The organism is Sphingomonas sanguinis (assembly GCF_001476905.1).
GTDB classification, from domain to species: domain Bacteria; phylum Pseudomonadota; class Alphaproteobacteria; order Sphingomonadales; family Sphingomonadaceae; genus Sphingomonas; species Sphingomonas sanguinis_B.
The window spans coordinates 1-709 of sequence record NZ_LDTE01000186.1; the positions used below are offsets into that span (position 1 = coordinate 1).

A 709-nucleotide genomic window follows, 5' to 3' on the forward strand; every position below is an offset into this window, starting at 1 on the left:
TGACCGCCGCGGCCAGCTCGCCTGCGGTGACGCCGTGCATCGTCAGCCGGACGGGATCGGGCTCGACGACATATTGCTCCTCCAGCCCGCCGTTGGAGTTGACGTCGGCGACCCCCGCCACGGCGCGCAGCATCGGGCGGACGGTATATTCCTGCGCCTCGTACAGAGCCATCAGCTGGCCTTGCGCATCCAGCCCCGGCGGCGGCTTTCGCCATTCCAGCGTATAGTAGAAGATCTCGCCCAGCCCGGTGGTGATCGGCGCCAGCTGCGGCGTGCTGCCCGGCGGCAGCTGGTCACGCACCGCCGCCAGCCGTTCGGTGACGAGCTGACGCGCCTTCAGCTGGTCGGTGCCGTCTTTATACAGAAGCGTGACCTGCGACAGGCCAGTCTTGGTCAGCGAGCGCGTCTGGTCCAGCCCCGGCTGGCCGCCCATGGCGCGCTCGATGGGCAGGGTCACCAGCCGCTCGATCTCCTCGGGCGCGAGGGCCGGAACCGTGGTGTTGATCTGCACCTGAACCCCGGTGATGTCGGGGATGGCGTCGATCTGGAGATTGGCGAAGGACCACAGCCCGATCGCGGCGATCAGCGCCGCGACCAGCGCGACGCCCAGCCGGTGGCGGGTAACGAGATCGAGCCAGCGCTTCATCGGGCCAGCGCCGCCCCGCCATTGAGCGCGCGCAGCTGGAGCAGCGCCTCCAGCGCCCCGAGC

Annotated in this window: 1 protein-coding gene; it reads right to left on the bottom strand. The window is 69.8% G+C overall.

The window, feature by feature from the left end; translation table 11 throughout:
• Positions 1-646, bottom strand: a 646-nt coding sequence (locus tag SB4_RS18440; RefSeq protein ID WP_193753892.1) for an efflux RND transporter permease subunit, incomplete at its 3' end; no start/stop codon positions are given.
• Positions 647-709: the final 63 nt, after the last annotated feature.